The following is a 22137-nucleotide window of genomic DNA, read 5'->3' on the forward strand; positions in this document are numbered from 1 at the left end:
GCGCGGTCCGCGGCGTGAGTGACGCGGACCGGATTGTGGCGCGGCCGGAACGTGCGGCGCCCGGGCCGGCTCGTGGCGTGGTCAGGGCGTGAGGGCGAGCAGTTGCTTGAGGGAGTCGCGCAAGGGCTCGCTCATCGGGCTCGGTCGCAGCGTGGCCGGGTCGAGCCTGACCTGGACCCGGCGGCCCTCGGCGTGCACGACGGTGTGGTCGGCCGACAGCACACGGAAGCCGTACACCACGCTGGTGGTGCCCAGGCGTTCCAGCCAGAAGTGCACCGCGGCCTCGCCCACGGTGTTGATCGGCGTGTGGTAGGTGATGGAGAACTCACGTACCACGAAGAAGATCTCGGCGAAGTGCGACCGGGCGGGGTCGAACGGCCACCCCCGCTCGGCCCAGTAGTCGGACAGCGCCCGCTCGAGAAGCAGGACGTAGCGAGCGTTGTGGACGACGCCCATCGCGTCGAGGTCGTCGAAGTGGATCTGGACGGGCTGGATGTGCCCGCTCCGCAGGACGGTCGTCATGTCAGGTCTCCGGGAGGACGCCGGGGTCGGTCGAGAGGGAACGGAGCCGTTCGAGGACGGCCGTGCGCGCGAACCGGTAGCTGTGCTCGCGTTTGAGCAGGTGGGTGTGGACGACCACGACCGAGCCGAGTGCCTCGATCTCGAAGGCGAGCTGGGCGGGGTCGGTGCCGGGCCGCAGCTCGCCCAGCTCGATCGCGAGCTCGCTGAGCCGGGTCAGCAGGTTCATCCAGCTGCCGACGGCGTCGGCGACGGCGTCGTGGACCGGGCCGGGGCGGTCGTCGAACTCGCCGTCGACGGTGCCGAAGAAGCAGCCGCCGGGCAGGTGTCCCGCGCGGTAGAAGTCGATGCGGCGCTCGTGCAGGGTCCACAGCCTGCGCACCCCCCGAGGGCCGCGCAGGGCGGGCTCGACGATGTGCTCGGTCCACTGTTTTCTGGCGTGTTCCACGATCGCGAGTTGAAGCGATTGTTTGTCGGGCCAATGAGTGAAAAGTCCGGACTTGCTCACGCCGAGTGTCGCGGTCAGCCGGGCGAGTGACAGGCCGTCGAGCCCTTCGACCGAGGCGAGCCGGACGGCGGCGTCGAGGACCGTCCGGCGAGTGCGCTCTCCGCGCTGGAGTCGTCCGTCGATCATGTCTGGAACCCTAGCAAACAATATGACCGAACGGTCGTTAATATTCTTCGCCGCTTCGCCGCTTCGCCGCTTCGCCGCTTCGCCGCTTCGCTGGGCTTGGCCTCCCGCGTCGTGGGCGTCGGCCGGAATCGACGTGAAACGGTATGGGGCGCCCCGAGCCCGGCCTCCCGCGTCGGTGGACACCGGTCCTACGACCAAGGGCTGATCCGGGGGCCGATGTGTGCCGCCGCGCGGTGGCCGTACCGTCGACCCCATGACCACCGTGATGACCGACAAGCCTCCCGCCGGGATATTCGCCCGGAGCCACCGCGCTCTCACGGTCGGGATGGTGGCCCTCATCTTCCTGGCCGCCTTCGAATATCTCGCGGTGGCCACCGCGATGCCGGTCGTGGCCGACGAGCTGGACGGTCACGCGCTGTACGGGCTGGCGTTCAGCGGGGCGCTGGCGGCCGGGGTGGTCGCGACGGTGCTGGGCGGGTGGTGGGGGGATCGCAAAGGGCCGGTCGCGCCGTTGTGGACCGGGGTGGCGATCTTCGCCGTCGGGCTGGTCGTCGCCGGGGCGGCGCCGACGATGGACGCGTTCATCGTGGGCCGGTTCGTACAGGGATTCGGCGCGGGCATCCTGCAGGTCTCGATGTACGTGCTGGTCTCGCGCTCCTATCCGGCGGAACTTCACCCGAGGGTATTCGCGATCTTCGCGACGGCCTGGGTGGTGCCCTCCATGGTGGGACCGGTGATCACCGGCATCGTGGTGGAGAACGTGGGCTGGCGCTGGGTCTTCATCGGCGTGACGGGGATCCTCCTCCCGGCGGCGCTGCTGCTCTGGCGCGGGCTGGCCTCCGCGCCGATGGCGAAGCCGGAGAAGGCCGAGACGGAACCGGTGCCGGTGTCAGCGGGACCAGGGGCGGGGGCGGTGATGGAGCCGGTTCCGGAGGCCGGCGCGGGTGCGGCGGTGTCAGGGACGGGTGAAGGAGAGGTGACGAAGCGGCCGTCCGGCGCCCGGTCCTCGATCGCGCGCCGGCTGGGCTGGGCGCTGCTCGTCGCGGCAGGGGCGGCGCTCATACAGTACGGCGCGTCGGCGCTCACGGAGGCCGGCGGCGCGGCGCGCGGCACCGGGTTCGTCCTGCTCGCCGCCGGCCTGGCCACGTTGATCGCGGCTCTGCCTCGGCTGCTCCCCCCGGGAACCCTGCGCGCGGCCCGTGGGCTGCCCTCGGTGATCTCCCTGCGCGGGATCGCGGCGGGCGCGGCCATCGGGGGTGAGGCGTTCCTGCCGCTGATGCTGAACCAGGAGCGTGGCCTGTCGCTGACGATGGCCGGTCTCACCCTGACCGGCGGCGCGCTGAGCTGGTCGTTCGGGTCCTGGCTGGTGGGCCGCAAGCGGTTCGACCGGGTTGTGGTGCTGCGTTCCGGCTCGGTGCTGATCGCCGCGGGCCTCGCGCTGATGGGCCTGACCGTCTTCGCCGTCGTCCCGGTCGCCACCGCCTTCCTCGGCGAGATCATCCTGGGCTTCGGTATAGGCATCGTCTACCCGACGCTTTCCGTGCTCATCCTGGAGCTGTCGCCCCCGGGGCAGGAGGGGGAGAACAGCGCGTCGCTCGGTGTCGCCGAGTCGGTCTACACGGTCGTCGCGGTAGCGATCACCGGGGCTCTCCTCGCGGCCCTGGGCGCCTCGGTCGCCGTCTACGTGCTCTGTTTCGGGCTGACGGCGCTGATGGCGGCCACCGGGGCACTCGTCGCCGGCCGGGTCCTGCCCAGGACGTGAGACCTGCTCGTCTCTGCGCTCCGAACCCCCTGCGCGTCCGAGACCTCAGGTGGAAGGGGGACTCTCCACCGAATCCCCCTTCGCGCCGGAGGCGTTCACCAGACGCCGTGGCACCATGGGAAGAACGCCGTTCTTCGTGGTGTTGAGGGGGGAGTCCCGCCTTCGGGCGGGATTCGTGTTTCCTGGCCCGGCTTCTCCGGGCACGGAAAGTCGCCGGAGTCCGAGGTCGTTCGGGCTCGGAGAGATCGAGGGGTCCATGCCGCGTATCCGTGAGCTCGAGGTGTTCCGGCTGATACTGCCGTACGGCAGGCGGCCGGAGAGCATCCTCGTCCGGCTCACCGACTATGGCGGGATGACCGGGTGGGGCGAGGTCGTCGATGCCGACCCCAAGACCTGGGTCGCGCTGGAGGAAGGGCTCGCGCAGGCGCTGATCGGCGTCGACTGGGAGCATCCCGACGAGCTGGGCTCGATTCCCGGGGGGTCGGCCGCCGACATGGCCTGCTGGGATCTGTGGGCGAAGATGCGCGGGGTGCCGCTCGCCCACGCGCTGGGCGGCACCCGCACCTCACTCATGGCCACCGTCAGGATCGGCGCGGAGCGCAACCTGGAGAGCCTGGTCGCGCGGGTGAACCGGCACGTCTGCGCCGGGTACGCCCACGTCACCCTGGACGTTCACCCGGGCTGGGACATCGAGCCGCTGCGCGCCGTCCGTCAGGCGTACCCGGCGCTGGGCATCGGCGTGGACGCCCGCGGCGCCTACACCGACATCGGCGCCCTCGAGGCGCTGGACGCCTACACGCTCTCCGTCATCGAGCGCCCCTTCGCCGGTCTCGCGAGTCTCGGCGACCATGCCGACCTGCAGGAGCGCGTCGCCGCCCCGGTGCTGCTCGAGGTCTCCTCGGCCGAAGAGCTGGACGAGGCGGTCACCGCGAGGGCGGGCCGGGCGCTGCTGCTTCGTCCCGCGGCCCTCGGCTCCCTGCGTGAGGTGCGGCGGGTGCACGACCGCGCGGTGCGCGCCGGGTGGGAGATCGCCTGCGCGGGAGGAAAGGGAACCGGGCTGGCCCGCGCGGCCACCGTAGCCGCGGCCAGCCTGCCCGGCTGCGACCTGCCCTGCGACGTGGCCGAGCCGCCGCGCAGCGCGCAGATCGTCGACCCGCCGGTCGGCGCCTCGGGCGGCGTGGTGGCCGTGCCGCTCACCCAGGTGGGGCTGGGGCACCGCATCGACGAGGACCGGGTCCGTCGCCTGTCCAAGGAGTCGTACCTGGCTTGACACGCTCCCCGGCGTGAAAGCCGGAGCGCCGGCCCGCCATGTGGTGGCCGAGGGCCTGGTGACGGATCGTGCGGGAGGTCGACCGCGCCCCGGCCTGTCCGGGGAACCCGGTCGCGCTTCGGCCGTCGTCCGGAGGACCGTCGCCAGGAGAGCCGTCGTCCGGAGACGGGTGGCCCTCGCTCAGCCGCAGCCTTCGGTGATGCCCTTGGGAGTGGTCGGGTCCGGTTTCGCCGTGGCGCTCGTTCCCGGGAGGGGCGTGCGGGTGGGCCCTTGCTCAGCCGCAGCCTGGGGGGTGCGGGTGGGCCCTTGCTCGGTGGTGGCCTTCGGGGTGGCGCCGGGGGCCGCGGTGGCGGTGAGAGGGCGCCGGGTGACGACCGAGGCGCGCAGAGCCTTGGCGGTGACCGTACGGATCTTGGTCCAGTCGGGGTAGCCGGTGTTGATCAGCGGCGGGACGAACTGGACGCTGGTCACCTTCGCGTTCTTGACCTTCAACGCCAGCGGCACGAGGTGCTCCAGCATCGGGCGCGGGATGTCGGTCCGCAGCAGTTCCTTGGTGGCGAGCGCGACCTGGTTGAACCTGGACAGTACGGTCGCCGGGTCCGACTGGGAGAGCAGCGCGCCCAGCACGCAGCGCTGGCGTCCCATCCGGGTGTAGTCGTCGCTGTTGGTGCGCGAGCGGGCGAACCACATCGCGTCGGCGCCGCGCAGTTTGCGGGTTCCGGCCTTGACCAGGCCCTCGTCGTACTTGCCGAAGACCACGTCCTGGGGAACGGTGAGCGTCACGCCTCCGATCGCGTCGATCAGCCGGGCGAACCCCCACATGTTGACCAGGGCGTACCAGTCGATCTTCAGCCCGAGCGTGTAGCCGACCGTGTCGACGAGCGTCTTGGTGCCCTGGTTCTTACGGCCCCCGAAGATCTCCGGATGCGAGTCGGCGTACTCCCAGACCGCGAAGAGCAGGTCCTCGCGCGAGCCGTCGGGGTTGGCCGGGAGCCGGAACCCGTCGGGAAAGCGTTTCGCCATGGGGGAGCCGGGGACGAAGCGGACGTTCTCCAGGTTGCGCGGCAGGCTGAGCAGTACGGTGTTGCCGGACTTGACGTCGATGCTGGCCACGTTGATGCTGTCGGTCCGCACGCCCACCCGGTGGGTGTCGGCGTCGCCGCCGAGCAGCAGGATGTTCACCCGGTCGCGGCCCGCCCAGGGGTCCTCCTCGCGGCCGTCCCCGTCGCTCGCGGGACGCGGTGTGGACGGAGCGTTGAAGACGTCGTCCAGTGCCGACTGCGAGACCGCCGCGTACTGCCCGACCAGGCCGAACGGCAGGAGTACGGCCACCGCGAGCGTCCCCGCCACGCCTCCGGCGATCGCCTGTCCCGTACTGGGCAGCGTGCCGGGGTTCATCACCACGAACGAGTGCACGATCAGCGTGAACCAGGCGACGCCGAGCGCGAGGGAGGCCACTGTGACGACGGTCAGCCAGGAGGAGGTGACCAGCTGCCCGGCGAGGTCGGCGAGGTCGGAGGTGAGCGCGACCCAGAGCAGGGCCAGCAACAGCGCCGCGTACGCGCACAGGATCGCCAGTCCCGTCCTGCGCCATCCGGCACGCAGATGCGCGGCGCCCGGGGCGACGGCGGCCAGTGCCGTCCAGCCGATGACCGCACCGACGCCGGGCGGCTTTGATCTGTCCCGCAATTGCTCCCCGTTTCCTCGCGCTTGACCGCCGCAGGGGAGATGGTAGGGGGGCGAAACCAGGCCGCGGGCGACAAACGGGTGAACAAACCGGGAAGCTAATACGCCTATATCTCATCATTTCTGCTGCAATCGGGTTCGATCAGGGTTTCGCGGAGATCGAAAAACAGCGCCGCCGCAGTGATCCCCGATGATCCCCGACGCCCCTCGACCTCTCACGCGCGCTCGGCGCCGCCGAGAACACCGCCGCCTTCCCGGACGAATCACCCCGGTCCTCTTCCCGCGTGAGGCCCCGAAGCCCTTCGGGAGGTCCCGATGCGGCCGGATGATTCGCACGAACTACCCTGACCGTCATGCCCGACGTTCTCGGTCCCGACTACGAGCTCACGGTCCTGCCGATGGCCGACGACGACGAGGGCACGGTGGTGGCCTCACTGGTGCGGCGACGGGCTCCCGAGCCCGCCCGCGGCGCCGTGCTCTACGTGCACGGCTTCACCGACTACTTCTTCCAGACCCACCTGGCCGACCACTTCGTCGCGAGGGGCTTCGACTTCTACGGCCTCGACCTGCGCAAGTACGGCCGCTCGCTGCTGCCGCACCAGACCCGCGGGTTCGTGCGCAGCGTCACCGAGTACTTCCCGGAGATCGACGAGGCGGTACGCGTCATCCGCGAGCGCGACGGGCACGACCGCGTCGTCCTCAACGCCCACTCCACCGGCGGCCTGATCGCCCCGCTCTGGGCCGACCGGGTCCGCGGCCGGGGCCTCGTCCAGGCGCTGGTGCTCAACAGTCCCTTCCTCGATCTCAACGTCCCCCTTCCCGTGCGGATCGCCGCCGACCTGCTGCGAAGACAACTGTCCAGGCTGCCCGCCCGCGCCGTCCTGCCCCTGGTGGCCGCCACCGCGTACGGCACGAGCCTGCACCGCAGCCACCACGGCGAGTGGGACTTCGACCTTGAGTGGAAGCCCATCGGAGGGTTCCCGGTGCACGCGGCCTGGCTGGGGGCGATCCGCCGGGCACAGCGCAGGCTGCACGACGGCCTCCGGGTGGACGTGCCGGTGCTGGTGCTCTGCGCGGAGAAGGGCCTGCGGCTGCGCGCCTTCATGCCCGAGGCCCAGGAGGCGGACGTCGTGCTCGACCCCGGCCAGATCGCCCGATGGTCGACCAGCATCGGCTCGCACGTGACGTGCGTCCGGGTGCGGGGCGGGATACACGACCTGGTGCTGTCACCCGAACCGGTCCGCAGGCGCGTCCTCGCCGAGATGGACCGCTGGCTCGACGGCTGCCTCTAGGCCCGTCCGCCGGGAGATGCCCCCTCGGCGACTCCGGACTCGTCTCCGGCGGCTTCGGTGGCGGGCGTTCACCGGTGGCCGCGTTTCCCGACCCCCGGCGTTCAAAGTTGCCTGGTCGGCACGAGTGTCAGGCCTCCACGGGCGTCGAGTGCGGAGTCGTGGTCCAGAGGCGTCGGCGTGCCCGCCTGTCAGTGTTCGAACGGTCGGCGTTCGAAGGCGTGGGGCGTTCACGGGTGCCGGGCACTCGTTGGTGAGAAGGGCCGTGAAAGCGAAATGTCCCATCGGTTGAGTAGAAGGCGTGACTGCCAAAGTGACACGTCCGGTCGGCCGAGCCGATCCGCCGGGGGAGATCAGCGACGCGACCCTGCTTGAGCTGTCGCTCCGTAGTCCAGAACGGTTCGGTGAGATCTACGACCGGCATTTCCGCGAGATCCACGGCTACCTGGGCAGGCGACTCGACCAGCAGGCCGCCGACGACCTCGCCGCCGAGGTGTTTCTCACGGCGTTCAGGAAGCGCGATCGGTTCGACCCCGAGCGCGGCGAGGTACGTCCCTGGCTGTACGGCATCGCCACCAACCTGATCGGGCTGCACCGCCGTACCGAGACCCGGAGGCTCGCGGCGCTACGGCGCAGTGCCGCGGCACAGCCCAGTGCGGAGCACGGCCACGAGGAGCGCGTGGCGACCCGCGTCGACGCGCTGAACGCCCAGGAGCGCCTCGCCGGGGAGCTGCTGGCGCTGCCCGACGGCGACCGGGACGTGCTGATGCTGAGCGCGCTGGGCGAACTGAGCCACGAAGAGGTGTCCAAGGCGCTCGGCATCCCGTACGGCACCGTCGGATCCCGGTTGTCGCGGGTGCGTAAGAGGCTCCGCGCCGCCCTGGGCGGCGTCAACCCCCTGCATGGAGGTTCCAATGGATGACTACCAGGCGGTGCGGGAGCTGTTGCCCGTGCCGCCGCTGTCGCTCGAGGTGGAACAGGCGGGACGCGAACGACTGAACGCCGCGTTCGCCACGAAGCGGGCACGGCGCTCCCTCCGGGCCGCCTGGTGGAGCGCGCTGGGCCTCGGGCTGGCCGGCGCGGCGGCGGCGACCCTGGTCGTCACCTCGGCGGCGCCGCCGAGCCCGCCCGCCACACGTGGCGTGATCGCCGCGCAGGACGGCAAGCGGTTCCTGCTGGCCGCCGCGGCCTCGGTGGCCTCCATGTCCGACGACGGCGCGTGGTGGGGAAGCACCCTGGTCAGCGGCGAGGAGTTCCGTTCTCCCGGCGGTGGCTACACGCTGCGGCAGACCCGGTTGGAGGAGAGCTGGATCCCCGCCGACCCGGAGGCGAGGACCTGGTACCGCTGGACACGTCTTGGAGTCAAGCCCGCGACGCCCCGGGACGAGGAGGCCTGGCGCGCGGACGGAGCGCCGACCTCGTGGACCTACGAGGGAAACACCCCGGGGATGCTGTCGTTCGACGAGCCGCCGGGCGTCGTACGGGCGGCGCGGGGGAAGCCGGACACGTTTTCGAGCGAGGACTGGGACTTCCGTGTCGTGATGGCGGGCCGACCGCTGACCAAGCTGGAGCAACTGCCCGACACCCCCGAGGACCTGCGGGAGCTTCTCAAGGGCACCGACGAGCGGTCGACCGTCGACAACGTCGTCCGCCTGCTCTTCTTCGCGCCGGTGACGAGCGGGACCAGGGCCGCCGCCTACCGGCTGCTGGCCTCGATGCCCGAGACCGACGCCGTCGGTCAGGTGACCGACGTGCTGGGCCGCACCGGGCAGGCGGTCGAGTACCGCTCAGGGGAGTTCCCCACGAGACCGTACGCCGGGGAGACGCGGACGCGGCTGGTGGTCGATCCGGGCAGTGGAGCACCCCTTTCCCTTGAGACCCGCTCCGTGGCCGACGGCATGCTCCTGAATTTCACCGCCGTCAGGGAAAACCGCTGGGCCGATGACAACCCACTGAAGGAGAAGAAATGAGATATCCGATGACCGTACTGGCCGGGCTGCTGCTCACCGGTCTGCTCGCCGTTCCCGCGGTTGCCGCCACACCGCCCGAGGCCGACTACTGGCGCGTCGAGGTGGTGCAGACCAGGGACCACCCGCGTCCGGTCGGCAGTGGCTACACCGTTACGGAACGATCGGTCAGCGTCGACTGGCAGACGCCCGACGGCAAGCTCTGGGGCGCCTACCGCGAGCTGGGCGCCCGGCCCAAGAGCGAGAAGGACAGGGCGGCCTGGAAGGCCGACGGTTCGCCGACCTCGTGGACCTATCGCACGGAGGGCATGAAGATCTCCCTGTCCACCAAGCCCGGAGAAGGGTACGTGAAGAAGACGCCGAAGTGGCCCGGTGGTTTCCAACTGGGCGGCGAAGCGCGGTTCGTCACCTACCGGCAGCTCCAGTCGCTGCCCACCGATCCCGCTGCTCTGCGGGCGTACATGGTCAAGGACGTGCGGGCCTGGATCGACAAGTCCGCCGAGGAGGCCAAGATCACCTCTCCGAAGTCCACGATCGACGACTGGCTGAACAACCTGGATCGGTACGTGGCCGAGTACGCGATCGATCTGCTCTACAAGAACCCGGTGCCGCTCAAGGTCAGGTCCGCCGCCTACCAGGTGTTGAAGACCACCAAGGGTGTCAAGGACCTCGGCCGAGCCAAGGACCCGCTGAACCGCTCAGGCCAGAAGTTCGCCCTGCCGCCCTTCGTCCAGAAATACCAGAAGGGCTGGTCGCTCGACGAGCGGTTCGTCGTGGACACCACCACGATGACGCTGCTCGCCCACTACGTCGACTCCTCTGACAAGGGCAAGAGCAGGGTCGACTACTACAGGGTCGGCTGGACCGACGACAAGCCCGCCATCCCGGCCGCCGACTGACCCCGCGCTCCGTACGCCGACCTGGCCGGCGCCCGCCATCTCCCCAAAAGGGGCCTTCGCGTTCCCGGGACCCACGCGCCCCCGGGAACGCGTCGCGGGGAGACGGGTCATCCAGGGAAACTCGCGAGGACCGGACGAGGTGAGCGGTCCTACCAGGGGAAGGAGAACAGGCCGTAGTAGGCGGCGGCCACCAGCAGCAGGCCGGTGCCGCCCAGCACGCCGGCGACCGCGAAGCTCTGCGGGCGCGAGGGCTGCCAGCCCTCGCGCAGTCCCGACACGACGGCCGCCACGCCCGTGACCTCCTGCAGCAGCATCAGCAGTGCCAGGATCCTGATGACCAGCCACCCGGCGAGCACCGCGGGCCACGCCCCGGCCTGGTTGACCGAGAACAGCACGAGCAGCGTGATGAACGCCACCACCGAGACGAGCAGCCCGACCCCGGTCCACGCCATCCGGCGGAACCGCCGCCGGATCGGCGGCCAGATCAGGGCGTCGGCCTGCGCCGCGGTGGCGCGGCCCCGCAGTCGCGCCGCCATCTCCGCGACCGGCCCGACCACGTAGCCGACCACGGCGAGGCAGAGCGTCAGGCCGATCATCGTGCCCCCGGCGTACCAGGGGGCGGCGGGAACATCGCTCGCCTCCAGGCGCTGTACCGGTGTGGCGCCGGCGATGTGCACCGAGGGCTTGGCCGTGTCCGGCAGACCCGTCACCCAGTTGGACAGCGTCCGCAGGTAGTCGGGGACGAGGGGACCGCCGTGGAAGCGCATGCCGTGGTCGGCGCGGTCGAGGTAGCGGATCGTGTAGCCGTCGTTGCCGCCCTCGGTGAGGGCGTCGGTCAGCGCCTTGCTGCTCTCCACGAACGGGATCGAGGGGTCGCGCGTGCCGTACAGGGCCAGGACCGGCTGCCGCATCTCGCGCAGCGCGGGCAGGCCGTCGTAGCGCAGGAAGTCCGCGTCGACGGCGCCGATCGCGCGGATGAGCAGCTCGCGCACCCCGCTGGGCGCGTACAGCCGCTGGAGCTGCTCGCCCAGCGCCCACGTCACCTGACGCATGGGGGAGACGTTGGGGGACGACACCAGCACGGTGAACCCGACGGCGCTGCTCTCGTTGGCCGCGATGGGCACCACCCAGCTGCCCTCGCTCACCCCCCAGAGTCCCACCCTGGCCGGGTCGACGTCCTCGCGTGAGCGCAGCTCCTTCAGCACGCGCAGGGCGTCGCGGGCGAGGAGGCCGAAGTCGCGCTTGAGGAAGTCGTAGCCCACGGTCCGCTTGTCGTAGACGAGGGTGACGATCCCGGACCTGGCCAGCCACTCGGCCTGGGTCGTGAACTCGCCCCTGACCCCGGGACCCGCGCCCTGCACGAAGACCAGCGCCGGGTGCCGTCCGGGGGCGACCGGCGCGCGGATCGTCGCACCCAGCGGCGTACCGTCCTCGGCCGTGACGGTGATGTCCTGCGTGGTGATCTGCCTGTTCGCGGCGACCGGCCGGAGCTCTGCGGGCGGCTGGGGGGGAAGGGTCTGGAAGACCGGGTCGGCGTGCAGAGGGGTCGGATCGAACGGCGGCGGCAGCGTGTAGCCCACCGTCGCGAGAATCACCAGGATCAGGCCGGATGCGACGCTCAGGACGCCACGGCCCACCTGGATGTCACCGCGATCCCCGATGGTGATCCGCCTCCGTGCTCGTCGCCGGCTCCGGTATCGTTCCTTCCGATCTTCAAGCGTACTCATCGCCGCCATCCCCGAACAGAGCGGGGGATCGGCGTGACGTGAGTGGCCACATTTGTCGCTGAGTCCTGTTAGCTTCGTGCGACATGCGGGTGTTGCACACATCGGACTGGCACCTGGGCCGATCGTTCCACCGGGAGAGCCTCCTGGCGGCCCAGGGCGTCTTCGTCGACCACCTGATCGAGACGGTCAGGTCGGAGCGGATCGACGTGGTCGCGGTCGCCGGTGACGTCTACGACCGGGCGCTTCCCTCGGTCGACGCGGTCGATCTGTGCAACCAGGCGCTGCGACGGCTGGTCGACGCCCGCGTGCGCACCGTGCTGATCAGCGGCAACCACGACTCGGCCCGCCGCCTCGGCTTCGGCGCCGACCTCATCGACGCGGCGGGCGTCCACCTGCGTACCGACCCGGGGCGGGTCGGCGAGCCGGTCGTCGTCGACGACGTCGCCTTCTACGGCATCCCCTACCTGGAGCCCGAGCTGGTACGCGCCCCCTGGGAGCTGTCCGAGCGCACCCACACCGCCGCGATCGAGCACGCGATGTCCCTGGTCCGCGCCGACCTCGCCCGGCGCGGTCCCCGGTCGGTGGTCCTCGCCCACGCGTTCGTGACCGGAGGGCGGGGCAGCGACAGCGAGCGCGACATCAGCGTGGGAGGCGTCGCGCACGTTCCGGTGCGCGCCTTCGACGGCGTCGACTACGTGGCGCTCGGCCACCTGCACGGCCGCCAGCGGATGAGCGAGACCGCCCGCTACTCCGGCTCCCCGATCGCCTACTCCTTCTCCGAGGCCGGTCAGACGAAGGGCTCCTGGGTGGTCGACATCGGTCCCGGCGGGTACGGGGGCGCCGAGTTCGTCGAGGCCCCGGTGCCCAGGCCGGTCAGCCGCCTCACCGGCCGCATCGACGACCTGCTGACCGCTCCCGAGCACGCCCGTCACGAGGAGCACTGGCTCCAGGTGACGCTCGTCGACCGGATCAGGCCCAAGGGTGCGATGGAGCGGCTCAGGGCCCGCTTCCCGCACACGCTCGCCCTGTCCTTCGAGCCCGAGGGCGGGGGCGAGGAGACCGTGACCCGCGCCAGGGCGGCCGGGCGCCCCGAGATCGACGTCGCTCTCGACTTCGTCCGCGAGGTGCGCGGCGAGGCCGCCGACCCCGCTGAGACCCGGCTGCTGCGGGAGGCCGTGGAGTTCTCCCGTATGAAGGAGGCGAAGGCGTAGATGCGCCCGCACCGTCTGTGGATCACCGCTTTCGGCTCCTTTCCCGGTGAGGAGCAGGTCGACTTCGACGCCCTCGCCGAGGCGGGGCTGTTCTTGATCCACGGCCCCACCGGCGCGGGCAAGACCACCGTGCTGGACGCGCTCTGCTACGCCCTGTACGGCAGGGTGCCCGGCAGGCGCGACAGTGCCAAGAGCCTGCGCTGTGACCACGCGCCTCCTGGGCGTGGGCCCAGCGTGGCGCTGGAGGTCACGGTGCGGGGCCGCAGGCTGAAGATCACCCGTTCACCGGCCTGGCAGCGTCCCAAGCTCAGGGGCACCGGCACGACCAGGGAGAACGAGAAGGCGCTTCTCCAGGAACTCGCGCCATCCGGGGAGTGGGTGGGGCTCACGACCAGGGTCGACGAGGCCGGGGAGTTCGTCGGCACCCTGCTCGGCATGAACGCCGAGCAGTTCCTCCAGGTCGCGATGCTGCCCCAGGGAGACTTCGCCAAGTTCCTGCGCGCCGACGGCGAGGAACGCCGCAGGGTCCTGGAGCGCCTGTTCTCGGTGAAGGTCTACGCCACCGCCGAGTCCTGGCTCGCCGAGCAGCGCACCGAGGCGTACCGCGAGCAGCAGGCCCTCCGCAAGGAGGTCGACTTCGCCGTCAAGCGACTGGAGGAGGCCGCGGGTCCCGCCCTGCTGGCCGCGCTGGACGCCCTCCCCGACTCGGGGCTCCCCGCGGAGTCGATGGAGCCGGTGGGGTTCGCGGGCCCCGCGAACCCCACGAACCCTGTGGACTCCGCGAACTCCGCGAACTCCGCGAACTCCGTGGAGGACGACCCGCTGGGGTGGGCCCGCGCGCTTGAGGAGCTCGCACGCCTGGAGGCCGCGCGGCTGGACGGGCAGGGAGCCGAGGGCGAGGGCGCCGTACGGCGGGCACGCGAGAGCCTGGAGCGCGGTGCCGCGCTGGCCGACCGGCGACGGCGTCACGCCGAGGCGCTGACCCGGAGCCGGGCGCTGGAGGAGACGGCCGAGGAACGCGCGGACCTGGAGATCATCCTGGAGGAGGCGTCGGCCGCCGACCGGGTGCTGCCGCTGATCCAGAGCGCCGAGCAGCGCGCCGAGGCCGCGTCCAAGGCCCACCGGCTGGCCGCCGACGCCGTCGCCCGCGCCCTTCCCCTCCTCGGTGCTCCCGTCAGCCGGTGGGGCGTCGTCCGCGACCGCACCGGCACCGCGCACGACGGTGACGATGTGGCGGGTGCGGGCCACGGCGACGGGACCAGCGCCCACACGGGCGGTGGCGCTCCTGGCGGCGCCCGTGCCGGCATGGGCGCCGATGCTTACGGCGAGGCTCGTGACCACGCGGGTGCGGGCGCTCGCGGTGACGTCCGTGACCATACGGATGCCGGTGCGGACCGCCGCCACGCGGTGCTCGGCCACCTGGTCGCGCTGGAACGCGACCGCCAGGGCGAGATCACCCGCCTGGGCGAGCTGCGAGCGGAGGAGTCACGCCTGGCGGGAATCGTCCAGGAGCGGGAGAGGGCCGTTCGCGAGATCGCCGAGCTGGCCGCCGCGCAGGCGGAGACCGACGCCCGCCTGGAGGTCCTCCCCGGCCTCCGCAGGGAACTGGACGAACGCCTCACCGCCGCACGCCTGGACGCGGCCCGCGTCCCCGCGGCCGAGTCGGCGGTGGAGGCCGCCGTCACCCGTCTCCGGGCGGCCGAGCAGCGCGACCGCCTCGCCGCCGACCTGTCCGCGGCCCGCACCGACCTCGCCGCCGGCCTGGCCGTCCTCTCTCCCGAGGTTCGCGACCCCTTGGGCCTCGGCGAGGCCCTCGGTCTCGAGGACGTCCGTGAAGCCCTGGGGCCCGGTGGGCCTCTCGACCCCGACGAGGGCCGCAAGGCTCCCGGCCCCAAGGAAATACGTGAGCACCTCGACCCCGGGAAGGTTCGTGAGGTTCTCACCGTCCGGGAGAGGGAGTGCGGGCGGGAACTGGCCGCGCTGGAGGGGCTGCGGGCCGAGGAGGACCGGCTGGCCGAGGTCGACGGGCTGATCGCCGCGTTCGACGCGGAGCTCCCGGAGGTAGTCCGGCAGGAGGCCGAGGTCCGCGAGATCCTGGAGAGGCTGCCCGCCGCCTCGGCGGAGGCGTCGGCTCGGCTCGGTGAGGCCAGGGCCGCAGCGGCGGGGGTCCCGGCGGCGCGGGCGAGCGTCGACACCGCCACCGCGGTGCTCGCCGCGGCACGGCGCCGCGAGATTCTCCGCGCCGAACTGGAGTCCGCCCGCGCCGCGCGGACGGACGCCGCCGACTTCGCCCAGACGCTCCGTGACCGGCACCTGGACATCCGGCAGTCCAGGATCGACGGCATGGCCGCGGAACTCGCCGCGAAGCTCACCCCGGGCCACCCCTGCGCGGTCTGCGGCTCACCCGAACACCCCGCTCCCGCCGCCCCTGCCGACGAGGCACCCACCGCCGACGACGAGCGCGTGGCCCAGAGCGCCTACGAGGCGGCCATGGAACGCCGTCAGGCCGCGGAAAACACCGTCACGACGCTGACCCTGCGCCTCGACGAGGCTCTCGCCGTCGCGGGTGAGACGACCGGGGAGGAAGCGGGGGAGATCCTCGCCGAGGCCGGCAGGAAGCTTGAGGCGCTGACCTCTGCGGCGGGCGCCGAGGAGACCCTCGCCGCCGAGGTGGAGCGGATCACCGCCGAGCTGGAGGACGCGAGGAGCCGGGCGGCGGAGATCGCCGGGCGGCTCGCCGAGGGACGCGCCCGCCGCGCGGGCTGGCAGACCGAGCGCGAGCGTCTCACCGCCCGCCTGGACGACGCCCGGGGCGCCGACCCCACGGTGCGGGCCCGCCGCGACCGCCTGGCACGGGAGATCGCGCACCTGTCCGCCGCGCTCGCCGCCGCGACCCGCGTGATCGAGTTCGCCGCCGCCCACCGCGAGGCGAGCGACAGGACCGGCCTGGCCGTACGGGACGCCGCGGACGAGCTCACCGGGGCGGAGCGGGCACTGGCCGCGCTGCGCGAGTCGGCGCGGGCCGAGACGGCGCTGGCGGCCGAGGTCGAGAAGGTCGCCGCCGAGTCCGACCGGCTCGGGGAGCGTTCACGCGAGCTCGCCGTCGGGCTGGCCTCCCGCCGGACGAACGCGGAAAGGCTCGCCGCCGAGGCCGAGCGGCTGACCGCGCGCCTCGACGAGGCGCGCGGCGAGGACCCGACGCTGGTCGCCAGGCTGGACCGGCTCGCCGACGAGGCCGAGCTGCTGCGGGAGGCCGTCGAGGCGGTCAGGGACGAGCGGGTCGCCGCCGAGGAGCTCGTGGCGGCCCGTAACCAGGCGCTGGGCGCCGTCGTCGAGGTGGGTTTCCTCGGGCTCGACGACGCCCGCGCGGCCGTCCGCTCCTCCGCCGAGCGGGGGGAGAAGACCGCCCGGCTCCGCGAGCTCGCCCAGGAGGGCGCCGCGGTCGCCGCGATGCTCGCCGACCCCGAGCTGGTAGCCGCGGCGGCCGAGCCGGAACCCGACCTCGCGGCCTTGCGTGACGCGCGGGACGCGGCCGACGCCGCCCACGCCCGCCTGCTGTCCGAACGGGACCGGGGCGAGGCCCGCCTCGCGCGGCTGGCCGCGCTCCGCACCGAACTGGCCGAATGCCTGCGACGCTGGGAGCCGGCCGACGAGCGACACCGTCTGACGGAACGGCTCGCCACCCTGACCGGCGGCAACTCCGCCGACAACCGCTGGAAGATGCGGCTGTCGTCCTACGTGCTCGGCGAGCGCCTCGGCCAGGTGGTCGCGTCGGCGAACGAACGACTCGACCACATGTCGGGCGGGCGTTATCTCCTGGAGCACAACCGTGACCGCTCCGCCGGAGACCGGAGCAGGTCCGGCGGCGGGCTCGGCCTGCACATCCTGGACAGCTGGACCGGTGTGGGCCGCGACCCGGCGACCCTCTCCGGCGGCGAGAGCTTCATCACCTCGCTCGCCCTCGCCCTCGGCCTCGCCGACGTGGTGAGCGCGGAGGCCGGGGGAGTGGAGATCGGCACGCTCTTCGTCGACGAGGGCTTCGGCACCCTGGACGAGGACACCCTCGACGGGGTGCTCGACATCCTCGACGGCCTGCGCGACGGCGGTCGTGCGGTCGGCATCGTCAGCCATGTCGCCGAGCTGCGCACCCGGGTGCCCGCGCAGCTGCACATCCGCAAGGAACGCCGAGGTTCGACGGTCCGTCAGTGACGCGCCCGACGACGACACGGCCCGGGGACGGTCGGTGCAGGATTCCGGCGCGACTCCGCCGCGCGTCGGCGCGGACCCTGTGGGCGCGTCGGAGGGAGGACATCTGAGATGTCTCGGTGCCTGTGTTTCCCATTTCCGGCTAAACGGATGGGTCCTCCGCTTAGCCGGTTACGATGGTCGGCAAGAGACACTCGTCGTGTGGAGGTTCTGTGGTATTTCGGGCGCCGCTTCCGAAGCGGGCGATCGGCCGTTTCAACTCGTGTGTCATGACGTTGCGCTCCTCTCCTCGATGGGGCCGGCGGATCAGCGAACGCCTCACGGTCGTCACCTATACGGGACGCCGCTCGGGACGCACCTTCAGCACACCCGTCGCCTTCCAGCGTGTGGCCGACACCGTCACGATCGGTGTTCAGTTTCCCAACGCCAAGACGTGGTGGCGCAACTTCCTGGGGGCGGGCGGGCCGATATCGCTGCAGCTGGACGGCGTCGATCGTGCGGGGCACGCGGTCGCGAGACGTGACGAAGCGGGTCGTGTCACCGTCACCGTCCGTCTGGACGGCTGACAGACCCAACGGCTGACAGCCCCGTACGTGGGTCGACGCGCGCCATGCGCGCCGTCCGAACGACCTTGGACGTGTCCGCCGTCCGAACGACCTCGAACGACGAGCGGGCCCTCGCTCTTCAGCGAGGGCCCGCTCTCGTCCGCCCGTGATCGGTTCAGATGTCCGTCCGGAGCGGGGCCTCGAAGCGGGCCAGCCAGGTGGTGAGCAGTGACTCGAGGTGTGCGGCCTCCTCGGGGGCCAACTCGTCGAGGAGGCGGCGTTCGTTGCGCATGTGCTCGGCGAACGCCCGGTCGATCAGTTCCCTGCCGGCGTCGGTGAGTGCGACCACCCGTCCGCGGCCGTCGCTCTCGCTCGGGCGGCGGGTGACCAGTCCGTCGCGTTCGAGCCGGTCGATGCGTTTGGTCATCGCGCCGGTGGTGACCATGGTGAAGGCGGCGAGTTCTCCGGGGGCGCGCTCGAAGGGTGGTCCGCCGCGTCGCAGGGTGGCGAGGACGTCGAACTCTCCCTCGCCGAGCCCGTAGCGCCGGTAGACGACACAGAGTTGTTCGGTGAGGTGTCCGGCGAGGCGGTGCAGGCGCCCGATCACCCCCTGCGGGCTCACATCCAGGTCCGGCCGCTCGCGGGCCCATTCCTGCTGGATGCGGGCCACGTGGTCCAGGGGTTCGCTCATGTCTGGAGTGTAGCTTCCAGGGAAGCTATATTGACTTCCATGGAAGCTAATTTCCGCTGGACGTCGGTCACGGCGATGGCGCCGATCGCGTGGGGGACGACCTACTTCGTCACCCACCAGTTCCTCCCGCCCGGCTATCCGCTGTACGGGGCGGTCATCAGGGCGCTGCCCGCGGGACTGCTGCTCCTCCTCATCGGCAGGAGGCTTCCCCGGGGGGCGTGGTGGTGGAAGTCCCTGGTCCTCGGGACTCTCAACATGAGCGCGTTCTTCGCGCTCGTCTACCTGGCGGCCCAGCTGCTCCCGACAAGCGTCGCCTCGACGATCATGGCGACGTCGCCCATCGTGATGATGCTCCTGGCCTGGTCGCTGCTCTCGGAGCGCCCGCGGGTCCTGCACCTGGCCGGAGCCGGCGTCGGCATCGCGGGGGTCTGCCTCATGCTGCTCACCGGTGCGACCGCCGTCGACCCCCTCGGCGTTCTCGCGTCCGTCGCGGCCATGGTGATGTCGTCGTTCGGATACGTGCTGACCAAGAGGTGGAGCACCGAGGTCGACGTGCTTTCCACGACCTCGTGGCAGCTCGTCGCCGGAGGTCTCGTCCTGCTGCCCTTCGCCGTCGCGGTGGAGGGCGCCCCGCCGAGCCTGGACGGACCCGAGACCCTCTGGTTCGTCTATCTCAGCGTCGTCGCGACGGCGCTCGCCTTCGTCGCCTGGTTCGCCGGACTGCGACACCTGACGGCGGGAACGGTGGGACTCGTCGGGCTGCTGAACCCGGTGACCGGGGTGCTGCTCGGCACGGTGATCGCCGCGGAGGTGCTCACCGCGCGACAGCTCTGCGGGCTGGCGCTGGCCCTCCTCGGAATCCTCCTCGGGCAACCCATCGCGGCACGCCTCGCCGCGTTCGTCCCGGCCGGCAGGAAACACCGGACGCGCCCGGTGGACCGGTCAGGGGGTGCGGCGCAGGGACGGACGCCGGGCCCAGGTGGCCCAGCGCCAGAGCCACTCCAGCGGGCCCTGGCGGTAGCGGCGCAACCAGAGCGTGGACACCAGCCACTGGGGGACGAGAACGGCTCCCGAGATCAGGAGCACCGTCGCCGATGACCAGTCGTCCGGCGAGCCGCCCACGAGGTGGGCGGTCCCCAGGACGAGGAGCGTGGCCGACAGGTAGTTGGTCAGCGCCATCCGGCCCAGCGGCGAGAAGACCCCCAGCAGCACCGGCCGGAACGGCGTCTTGAGCGCGAGCAGCAGCACACACACGTATCCGCCCGCCATCAGCAGTCCGGCGAGGCCGAACCAGGTGTTGAAGTACGCCTCGTCGGCCCGCGTCCCGACCTGCAGCCACACGGCGGGCACCGCCCCCGCCGCGAAGAGCAGGGCGAGCGCGGCCGGGACACGCACCGAGCGCTCCAGCCGGTCGATCACGCCGTACCGGGTCAGCGCCGAGCCCAGCAGGAACAGTCCCGGCACCAGCGGCACCCCGTTGCCGCCCAGGATCAACGGCGTCGCGACGAGGACGGCGGCGAGCCAGGCGACGGCCCGACGCGGCAACCAGGTCGAGGGCAGCAGCACCACCAGGCCGACGACGGCGTAGACGGTGAGGATGTCGCCCCGCCACAGCAGGAACATGTGCGCCAGGCCCACGGCGAGCAGGACCAGGAGCCGACGCAGCAGGAGCACCCGGGGGCGCGGGGCGTGGCGTCCCGCGGAGTCCAGCAGCAGCGAGAAGCCGACGCCGAACAGCACGGAGAAGATCGGGAAGAAGCGTTGGTCGACGAAGAGGCCCAGCCCCAGCCAGGAGTCGTCCTGACCAGCCGTCACCACCGGCCGCATGGCGTCCGTGGTGTGGATCATGTGGGCGATCGGCTTGACGTTGGCGAGCAGGATTCCGCACAGGGCGAACCCGCGCAGCACGTCGAGCGCGACGACCCGCGACCGGCCGGAGGAGGTCGTCATGGGGTGTCCCTGTCCGGTGGCATCCGGCGTCGGGGGAGGAGTTTCGGGTGGCATGGGACCCCATCCTGCGGACCCGAGCTCGCTCCCATATCGGCGGAAAGCAGGGAAAGGACCGTACTTTCGGCCGGTACTGGCCGGCGGGGTGCCTCGCCTAGCCTGAACGCCGTGCGTGTTCCCGATCGGTTCAAGACGGCGGCCGACGCCGGGCTCGGCGTCGTGTTCGCGGTCGCCGTGGCCTTCCAGGCGTACCAGATCGCCGACAGCTGGGGCGCCGAGCACTCGCCGTTCGGCGCGGTGGTCGCGGCCTCGGTGTGCGCGCTCGCCCTGATGCGCCGCCGCGCCCCGCTGTGGATCGCCGTCGCCGGTCTGGCCGTGGCCGCGCTCGCCGTCCTCGCCACCCGCCTCGTCCACCTGCCCGCGGAACCCAGTCCCGCCGCGTTCCTGGGGCTCGCGGTGCTCGTCGGCTCCGCGGTCAGGACACTGCCCGTCCGCGCGGCCTGCGCGGTGGGCGCCGGAGGTCTGGCCGTGGTGGCGAGTGGTTTTCTCGCCAACCCGGGCTCGGCCGTGCCGGTGCTGAACGGTCTGCTCTGGCTCGCCGCCGTGGTGACCGGGACCGGTCTCCGGCTGCTCGCCGTCCGGCGGCGTACCGTCGCCGAGCGGATACGGCGTGCCGAACGCCTTGAACTGGCCAGAGAGCTGCACGACGTCGTCGCCCACCATGTCACCAGCATCGTGCTCCAGGCCCAGGCCGCCCAGCTCGTCACCGCCAGGCACCCGGAGAAGGCGACCGACTCCCTCGCCGACATCGAAACGGCGGGCTCGGAGGCCCTGGCCGCCACCCGTCGCGCGGTCGGTCTCCTGCGCGACGCCGCTCTTGCCGCCGCTCCCGACGCCGGGGGCCGCGAACGGCTCGGCGAGCTCGGCGAGCACCGATGACACCGCCCGCACCCGCCGGAGGGCGTCGGTGCCGTACGGTGCCGTTCGTGTCCGTCAGGGCACCTCGGCGTCGGACGACATCGCCCGAGCCCGGCAGGGGGCGCGGATGACCATCCGGGTGCTGCTCGCCGACGACCAGGCGATGATCCGGGCCAGCCTGCGGACCATTCTCGAAGACCAGCCGGACATCACCGTGGTCGCCGAGGCCGGCGACGGTGTCGAAACGATCGAGCAGGCCCGCAGGACGCGTCCGGACGTGTGCCTGGTGGACATCCAGATGCCCCGCCTCGACGGGATCGAGGTCGCCCGCACCCTGGCGGAGGCCCCGACGAAGGTGGTGATGGTCACCACGTTCGACCTGGACGAGTACGTCCACGGCGCACTGAGCTGCGGCGCGGCCGGATTCGTGCTGAAGGACGCGGGCCCGCGCCTGCTGGTCGAGGCCGTGCGGGCCGCGTACACCGGCGACGCGCTCATCTCGCCGTCCATCACGCTGCGACTGCTGCACCACCTCGCCGACCGCGGAGCCCGAACCGAGATCCGCGTGCCCGCGCGGCCCCTGACCGCGCGGGAGACCGAGATCGTCCGGGCGATCGGCAGGGGACACACCAACCAGGAGATCGCCGACGGGTTGTTCATCTCGCTGAGCACGGTGAAGGGGTACGTCTCGGGCATCATGGTCAAGCTCGGTGTGCGCAACCGGGTCGAGATCGTGGCCTGGGCCTGGGAGAGCCGCGAGATGACACGGAGTGCCGAGGGCGCCTTGGAGGACGATCCGATAACCGGTCGGCATCGGATGCGGTGATAACCGCGACATGCGGGATCAATCATCGGGTAGGCATGCC

The 22137-nt window shown here is 71.8% G+C and carries 17 protein-coding genes and 1 pseudogene; 12 read left to right on the top strand and 6 right to left on the bottom strand.

What is annotated here, in order from left to right; translation table 11 throughout:
• Positions 1-81: 81 nt before the first annotated feature.
• Both AB0B96_RS19890 and AB0B96_RS19895 read right to left on the bottom strand, forming a co-directional pair.
• Positions 82-522 carry a thioesterase family protein gene (locus AB0B96_RS19890; RefSeq protein ID WP_362900535.1) on the bottom strand — a complete coding sequence of 147 codons (441 nt, stop codon included), beginning with the start codon at positions 520-522 and terminating at the stop codon, positions 82-84.
• Position 523: 1 nt separating this feature from the next.
• On the bottom strand, positions 524-1153 hold the full coding sequence (locus tag AB0B96_RS19895; RefSeq protein WP_362900537.1) for a TetR/AcrR family transcriptional regulator: 630 nt from the start codon (positions 1151-1153) through the stop codon (positions 524-526).
• A 253-nt stretch (positions 1154-1406) separates the two neighbouring features.
• On the opposite strand from AB0B96_RS19895, the gene AB0B96_RS19900 reads away from it, so the two are divergent.
• Together AB0B96_RS19900 and AB0B96_RS19905 are read left to right on the top strand one after the other, a co-directional pair.
• Positions 1407-2915 (top strand): MFS transporter, encoded by a 1509-nt coding sequence (locus AB0B96_RS19900; RefSeq protein ID WP_362900539.1) that lies wholly within the window; start codon positions 1407-1409, stop codon positions 2913-2915.
• A 256-nt stretch (positions 2916-3171) separates the two neighbouring features.
• Positions 3172-4185, top strand: coding sequence for an enolase C-terminal domain-like protein (locus tag AB0B96_RS19905; RefSeq protein ID WP_350944170.1), 1014 nt, complete (start codon positions 3172-3174; stop codon positions 4183-4185).
• A gap of 180 nt (positions 4186-4365) precedes the next feature.
• On the opposite strand, the gene AB0B96_RS19910 is transcribed toward AB0B96_RS19905, so the two are convergent.
• On the bottom strand, positions 4366-5874 hold the full coding sequence (locus tag AB0B96_RS19910) for an LCP family protein (RefSeq protein ID WP_362900542.1): 1509 nt from the start codon (positions 5872-5874) through the stop codon (positions 4366-4368).
• A 350-nt stretch (positions 5875-6224) separates the two neighbouring features.
• Between AB0B96_RS19910 and AB0B96_RS19915 the strand changes: the two genes are divergently transcribed.
• From AB0B96_RS19915 to AB0B96_RS19930, 4 genes are all read left to right on the top strand, one after another.
• A complete protein-coding gene (locus AB0B96_RS19915) occupies positions 6225-7163 on the top strand; it encodes an alpha/beta hydrolase (protein WP_350944167.1) in 939 nt (312 codons plus the stop codon).
• Between the two features lie 298 nt (positions 7164-7461).
• On the top strand, positions 7462-8082 hold the full coding sequence (locus tag AB0B96_RS19920; protein ID WP_362900544.1) for an RNA polymerase sigma factor: 621 nt from the start codon (positions 7462-7464) through the stop codon (positions 8080-8082).
• Entirely contained in the window at positions 8075-9130 is a 1056-nt protein-coding gene (locus tag AB0B96_RS19925; RefSeq protein WP_362900546.1) for a CU044_5270 family protein, read from the top strand. The genes AB0B96_RS19920 and AB0B96_RS19925 overlap by 8 nt, the downstream gene beginning before the upstream one ends.
• Complete coding sequence (locus tag AB0B96_RS19930; RefSeq protein WP_362900548.1) at positions 9127-10026, top strand: hypothetical protein; 900 nt, start codon at positions 9127-9129, stop codon at positions 10024-10026. The genes AB0B96_RS19925 and AB0B96_RS19930 overlap by 4 nt, the downstream gene beginning before the upstream one ends.
• Positions 10027-10175: 149 nt before the next feature.
• Here the strand turns inward: AB0B96_RS19930 and AB0B96_RS19935 are convergent, their stop codons facing one another.
• A complete protein-coding gene (locus tag AB0B96_RS19935; RefSeq protein ID WP_362900550.1) occupies positions 10176-11753 on the bottom strand; it encodes a prolyl oligopeptidase family serine peptidase in 1578 nt (525 codons plus the stop codon).
• An 83-nt stretch (positions 11754-11836) separates the two neighbouring features.
• Here AB0B96_RS19935 and AB0B96_RS19940 point away from each other — a divergent pair, with 83 nt between their 5' ends.
• The 3 genes from AB0B96_RS19940 (at position 11837) to AB0B96_RS19950 (ending at position 17736) form a co-directional block, all read left to right on the top strand.
• On the top strand, positions 11837-12964 hold the full coding sequence (locus AB0B96_RS19940) for an exonuclease SbcCD subunit D (protein ID WP_362900552.1): 1128 nt from the start codon (positions 11837-11839) through the stop codon (positions 12962-12964).
• The gene (locus tag AB0B96_RS19945; protein WP_362900554.1) at positions 12965-17173 is read left to right on the top strand and encodes an SMC family ATPase; all 4209 of its coding nucleotides are present in this window, start codon (positions 12965-12967) and stop codon (positions 17171-17173) included.
• A gap of 266 nt (positions 17174-17439) precedes the next feature.
• Positions 17440-17736: a hypothetical protein gene (locus AB0B96_RS19950; RefSeq protein ID WP_362900556.1), complete on the top strand. Its 297-nt coding sequence runs from the start codon at positions 17440-17442 to the stop codon at positions 17734-17736.
• A 154-nt stretch (positions 17737-17890) separates the two neighbouring features.
• Here AB0B96_RS19950 and AB0B96_RS19955 read toward each other — a convergent pair whose 3' ends face one another.
• Positions 17891-18406: a MarR family transcriptional regulator gene (locus AB0B96_RS19955; RefSeq protein WP_362900558.1), complete on the bottom strand. Its 516-nt coding sequence runs from the start codon at positions 18404-18406 to the stop codon at positions 17891-17893.
• Between the two features lie 75 nt (positions 18407-18481).
• On the opposite strand from AB0B96_RS19955, the pseudogene AB0B96_RS19960 reads away from it, so the two are divergent.
• Positions 18482-19261, top strand: a pseudogene (locus tag AB0B96_RS19960) (EamA family transporter); the annotation flags it as partial.
• A gap of 87 nt (positions 19262-19348) precedes the next feature.
• Here the strand turns inward: AB0B96_RS19960 and AB0B96_RS19965 are convergent.
• Complete coding sequence (locus tag AB0B96_RS19965) at positions 19349-20356, bottom strand: DUF418 domain-containing protein (RefSeq protein ID WP_362900560.1); 1008 nt, start codon at positions 20354-20356, stop codon at positions 19349-19351.
• 165 nt (positions 20357-20521) lie between these two features.
• On the opposite strand from AB0B96_RS19965, the gene AB0B96_RS19970 reads away from it, so the two are divergent.
• Entirely contained in the window at positions 20522-21292 is a 771-nt protein-coding gene (locus AB0B96_RS19970; RefSeq protein ID WP_362900562.1) for a histidine kinase dimerization/phosphoacceptor domain-containing protein, read from the top strand.
• 106 nt (positions 21293-21398) lie between these two features.
• Entirely contained in the window at positions 21399-22097 is a 699-nt protein-coding gene (locus tag AB0B96_RS19975) for a response regulator transcription factor (protein ID WP_362900840.1), read from the top strand.
• Positions 22098-22137: the final 40 nt, after the last annotated feature.

Source organism: Streptosporangium sp. NPDC049046 (genome assembly GCF_040649155.1).
Taxonomy (GTDB): Bacteria; Actinomycetota; Actinomycetes; order Streptosporangiales; family Streptosporangiaceae; genus Streptosporangium.

Coding starts and splice junctions, on each gene's coding strand:
- AB0B96_RS19890 (WP_362900535.1), bottom strand. CDS start 522: ATGACGACCGTCCTGCGGAGCGGGCACATCCAGCCCGTCCAGATCCAC.
- AB0B96_RS19895 (WP_362900537.1), bottom strand. CDS start 1,153: ATGATCGACGGACGACTCCAGCGCGGAGAGCGCACTCGCCGGACGGTC.
- AB0B96_RS19900 (WP_362900539.1), top strand. CDS start 1,407: ATGACCACCGTGATGACCGACAAGCCTCCCGCCGGGATATTCGCCCGG.
- AB0B96_RS19905 (WP_350944170.1), top strand. CDS start 3,172: ATGCCGCGTATCCGTGAGCTCGAGGTGTTCCGGCTGATACTGCCGTAC.
- AB0B96_RS19915 (WP_350944167.1), top strand. CDS start 6,225: ATGCCCGACGTTCTCGGTCCCGACTACGAGCTCACGGTCCTGCCGATG.
- AB0B96_RS19925 (WP_362900546.1), top strand. CDS start 8,075: ATGGATGACTACCAGGCGGTGCGGGAGCTGTTGCCCGTGCCGCCGCTG.
- AB0B96_RS19930 (WP_362900548.1), top strand. CDS start 9,127: ATGAGATATCCGATGACCGTACTGGCCGGGCTGCTGCTCACCGGTCTG.
- AB0B96_RS19935 (WP_362900550.1), bottom strand. CDS start 11,753: ATGAGTACGCTTGAAGATCGGAAGGAACGATACCGGAGCCGGCGACGA.
- AB0B96_RS19940 (WP_362900552.1), top strand. CDS start 11,837: ATGCGGGTGTTGCACACATCGGACTGGCACCTGGGCCGATCGTTCCAC.
- AB0B96_RS19945 (WP_362900554.1), top strand. CDS start 12,965: ATGCGCCCGCACCGTCTGTGGATCACCGCTTTCGGCTCCTTTCCCGGT.
- AB0B96_RS19950 (WP_362900556.1), top strand. CDS start 17,440: ATGACGTTGCGCTCCTCTCCTCGATGGGGCCGGCGGATCAGCGAACGC.
- AB0B96_RS19955 (WP_362900558.1), bottom strand. CDS start 18,406: ATGAGCGAACCCCTGGACCACGTGGCCCGCATCCAGCAGGAATGGGCC.
- AB0B96_RS19965 (WP_362900560.1), bottom strand. CDS start 20,356: ATGACGACCTCCTCCGGCCGGTCGCGGGTCGTCGCGCTCGACGTGCTG.
- AB0B96_RS19975 (WP_362900840.1), top strand. CDS start 21,399: ATGACCATCCGGGTGCTGCTCGCCGACGACCAGGCGATGATCCGGGCC.